This window comes from Komagataeibacter kakiaceti JCM 25156, from assembly GCF_000613305.1.
On the sequence record NZ_BAIO01000177.1, the window covers coordinates 1 to 4,192 of the forward strand.

The window sequence follows — 4,192 nt, forward strand, 5'->3', positions numbered from 1 at the left end:
GGCGGACGCCCGGACCGAACGGGTTCCGGCGCGCATGGCCTCCACCGATTCCGAAATGCCGGTGCGCTGGGCGCTGGCCGGGCTGGGGCTTGCCCAGAAATCCCTGTGGGAAGTGGAAAGCTACATGGCCCGTGGCCTGCTACGGACCGTGCTGGAACAGTGGGAGCCGGACCCGATCTCCTTCTTCGCGATCCATCCGGTCAGTACGGCGCATTCCCGCAAGATCGGGCTGTTTATTGATGAACTGATGCAGCACCCGCCCCCGATGGTAACGGTTCAGTAAGGGCATGCCCCTGAAAACTGTCCGGCATGAGTGGCTACCTGAAAACAACATGTTGATAAAAAACAGAAGTTTTGGGGCGCCGCCTTTTTGAAAAAAGGCGGCGTCTTCCGCTCCGCGGATTGTTTCCCCGGCCTGATCATCCCGTATACGTCACGTTCAGTTCACCCACCCTGGCGCAGGCCGCATGCAGCACATCGCCGCGCCGGACCGGCCCCACCCCGGCGGGGGTGCCGGTCATGATCAGGTCACCCGGTTCCAGTGCGACAAACCGGCTCAGGCAGGCCACGATTTCCGCCACGGACCAGATCAGATCCGACAGATCCCCCTTCTGGCGCAGTTCCCCATTTACCGTAAGGGTGATCGCCCCCATGGCGGGATGGCCGCATGTCGAGACGGGCACGATGGGAGAGATGGGACAGGACTGGTCAAACCCCTTGGCCAGAGACCACGGACGCCCCATCTTCTTGGCCACGGCCTGAAGGTCGCGCCGTGTCATGTCCAGACCGACCGCGTAGCCGTAAATATGCGACAGCGCCTTTTCCACCGCGATGTCATGCCCCTCCCGCCCGATGGCGGCGACGAGTTCCACCTCATGATGCAGGTCGGACGTGCTGACGGGAAAAGGCAGCAGCCCGCCGCCGGGCACAACGGCGTCACCGGGCTTGGAGAAGAAGAATGGGTCAGAGCGTTCGGGGTTGCTGCCCATTTCACGCGCATGGGCGGCATAGTTCTGCCCCACGCACATATCCGCCTGACGGGAAAGACACCCGCACTCCCCGCCACGGGCACGGTGGGAAGGGCATAGGGGGGAATCACGTAATCCGTCACGGTACGGCGCTCCTGCTGTTCGTATCCGGTGTGCATGGTGGCAGTCGTTCCGGGTTATGTCACGGCAAATGCAGGACAAGACGGACACAAAAAAAACGCCAGCCGGACGGCTCCGGCTGGCGTTTTTGAAAACCGGCGGCGAACCGTCGGTGATCATCGGTGACCCGATCAGTTGCGGGACTTGTCGACCAGCTTGTTCTTGCCGATCCACGACATCATGCCGCGCAGCTTCTCACCCACCTTCTCGATCTGGTGTTCGTTGTTGCGCGCACGGGTGGCCTTGAAGCCGATATTGCCGGACTGGTTTTCAAGGATGAAGTTGCGCACGAAGGTGCCGTCCTGAATATCGGTCAGGATCTTCTTCATCTCGGCCTTGGTTTCCGGCGTGACCACGCGCGGGCCGGACACGTATTCACCATACTCCGCCGTGTTGGAGATGGAGTAGTTCATGTTCGCGATGCCGCCTTCATAGATCAGGTCAACAATCAGCTTCATTTCGTGCAGGCACTCGAAATAGGCCATTTCCGGCGCGTAACCGGCTTCCACCAGCGTTTCGAAACCGGCGCGGATCAGTTCGACCAGACCACCGCACAGCACGGCCTGCTCACCGAACAGGTCGGTCTCGACCTCTTCCTTGAAAGTGGTCTCGATGATGCCAGCACGACCACCGCCATTGGCGGACGCATAGGACAGGGCGATTTCCAGCGCGTTGCCCGAAGCGTTCTGCGCCACGGCCACCAGCGACGGCACGCCGCCACCCTTCTGGTATTCGGAGCGCACGGTGTGGCCCGGGCCCTTCGGCGCGATCAGGAACACATCCAGGTCGGGGCGTGCTCGATAATGCGGAAATGGATGGACAGACCATGCGCGAAGGCAAGGGCCGCGCCCTGCTTCAGGTTCTTTTCCAGCGATTCCTTGTACAGCGCGCCCTGGCCTTCATCGGGGGTCAGCACCATCACCACATCCGCCCATTTGGCGGCGTCGGCCGGGGTCATCACCTTGAAGCCGGCGGCTTCGGCCTTGGCCACGGCGGTGGATTCGGGGCGCAGGCCGACCACGATGTCGGTCACGCCGGAATCCTTCAGGTTGTTGGCATGGGCATGGCCCTGGCTGCCGTAACCGATAATGGCCACCTTCTTGCTTTTGATCAGGTTCACATCGGCATCGCGATCATAATAGACGCGCATGATCTCACTCCTTGGGGAAAATGAAAAAACTCTGGAAAGGTAAAAACCCTGACCCCTTACAGGATTGCCGCGCCGCGGGCGATAGCCGCGACACCCGTACGCGACACTTCGGCCAGGCCGAGGGGACGCATGAGGTCGATAAAGGCATCAAGCTTGTCGGTCGCGCCCGTCAGTTCAAAAACGAACGACGTGGCCGAGGCATCGACCGGATGGGCGCGGAAGGCCTGCGCGATACGCAGGGCGTCGGCCCGGCGCTCACCGCTGGCGATCACTTTCACCAGCGCCATTTCACGCGCCACGTGCGGATCCTGCCGCGTCATGACCGCGACACGATAGACCGGCACCAGACGTTCGACCTGCGCGCGGATCTGCTCAAGCACATGGGGCGTGGCGGTCGTGACGATATTGATGCGCGACTGGCGGCGGTTTTCATCCACCGGGGCCACGGTCAGGCTCTCGATATTGTATCCACGGCCCGAAAACAGCCCGATGACACGCGCCAGCGCACCGCTTTCGTTCTCGACCTGAATGGAAATGACCGCGGAGACCGGGCTCTCCTGCTGCGTGGTCATGATTGCGTTTCCTGACTGCTGAAGCCGCCGCCATACAGGACGGCGGGAACGGAAGAAAGAGGGTGCGGGGCGGAACGCCGCCCCGACGGGAGGGGGTCAGACCAGCATGCGGCCTTCGGCGCTGATCTCGTCATCCTGGTCGGGACCGAGAAGCATCTGGTTGTGCGGCGCGCCGGACGGGATCATGGGGTAGCAGTTTTCTTCCTGCGCCACGCAGATATCCGCCACCACCGGGCCGGGATGGGCCAGCATTTCCGTAATCACGCCATCGAGTTCCCCCACGCAGGTCGCCCGCAGGCCATGCCCGTGGAAGCTTTCCGCCAGCCGCACGAAATCCGGCAGGGCGGCGCTGTAACTCTCGGAATAGCGGGATTCGTGCAGCAGTTCCTGCCACTGGCGCACCATGCCCATGTACTGGTTGTTCAGGATGAAGACCTTAACCGGCAGGCGGTACTGCGCGATGGTGGACAGTTCCTGAATGTTCATGAGCGTGGAGGCTTCCCCCGCGATGTCGATGACCAGCGCATCGGGGTGCGCGATCTGCGCGCCCACGGCGGCAGGCAGGCCATAGCCCATCGTGCCCAGCCCGCCCGAGGTCAGCCAGCGGTTGGGCCGGTCGAAGCCGAAATGCTGGGCCGCCCACATCTGGTGCTGCCCCACCTCGGTCGAGACATAGGTGTCACGCCCCGTGGCGGTGGCCAGTTCATGCAGGCGGCGGATGGCGTATTGCGGGCGGATGATCGCCTCCGGCGCCATGTCCTGCGTGAAGCCGAGGCTGTTGACCGCGCGCCATTCATTGATCTGGTGCCACCACTGCGCCAGGTCGATCGGCTGGCCGGGATTGGCGGGGGTGCAGTCCCATTCCTCCAGCATCCGCTCGATCACGCGGCCCGCGTCGCCCACTATGCCCACATCCACCGGCACGATCTTGTTGATCTGGCTGGGGTCGATATCCGCATGGATCTTGAACGAACCGGGCGAGAACGCATCCAGCCGCCCGGTCACCCGGTCATCAAAGCGCGAACCCAGCGCGATCAGCACATCGCAGCCATGGGTGGCCATGTTGGCCTCGTACGTGCCGTGCATGCCCAGCATGCCCAGGAAGCGGCGGTCCCCCGCCGGCATCGCCCCCAGCCCCATGAGGGTGGAGGTGCACGGAAAGCCCGTTTTTTCCACCAGCCTGCGCAGCGCGGCGGAGGCCTCCGGCCCGGCATTGATGATGCCGCCGCCAATATAGAACAGCGGCCTGCGCCCCTGCTTCATCGCGGTGACGGCGCGGGCGATCACGTCACGCCCCGGCTCGGTCTGCGGCTGGTAGGACG

General features: G+C 63.3%; 3 protein-coding genes and 2 pseudogenes. 1 reads left to right on the forward strand and 4 read right to left on the reverse strand.

Translation table 11 applies throughout. The annotated features are described in order from the left end of the window. Positions 1-283: LysR substrate-binding domain-containing protein (locus JCM25156_RS23285; protein WP_034959247.1), on the forward strand; the 283-nt coding region annotated here is incomplete at its 5' end. A gap of 136 nt (positions 284-419) precedes the next feature. Here the strand turns inward: JCM25156_RS23285 and JCM25156_RS23290 are convergent. The 4 genes and pseudogenes from JCM25156_RS23290 to JCM25156_RS10015 all read right to left on the reverse strand — a co-directional run. After that, positions 420-1,147: pseudogene (locus tag JCM25156_RS23290) on the reverse strand (fumarylacetoacetate hydrolase family protein). A 132-nt stretch (positions 1,148-1,279) separates the two neighbouring features. Beyond that, a pseudogene (gene ilvC, locus JCM25156_RS23295) lies at positions 1,280-2,298 on the reverse strand (ketol-acid reductoisomerase). 56 nt (positions 2,299-2,354) lie between these two features. Further along, positions 2,355-2,870: an acetolactate synthase small subunit gene (gene ilvN / locus JCM25156_RS10010; RefSeq protein WP_025812968.1), complete on the reverse strand. Its 516-nt coding sequence runs from the start codon at positions 2,868-2,870 to the stop codon at positions 2,355-2,357. A gap of 96 nt (positions 2,871-2,966) precedes the next feature. Further along, the coding region (locus tag JCM25156_RS10015; protein ID WP_025812970.1) for a thiamine pyrophosphate-dependent enzyme at positions 2,967-4,192 on the reverse strand (1,226 nt) is incomplete at its 5' end.

Excerpts from the sequence above, each read along its gene's own strand:
- ilvN (WP_025812968.1), bottom strand. The coding sequence starts at position 2,870 with ATGACCACGCAGCAGGAGAGCCCGGTCTCCGCGGTCATTTCCATTCAG.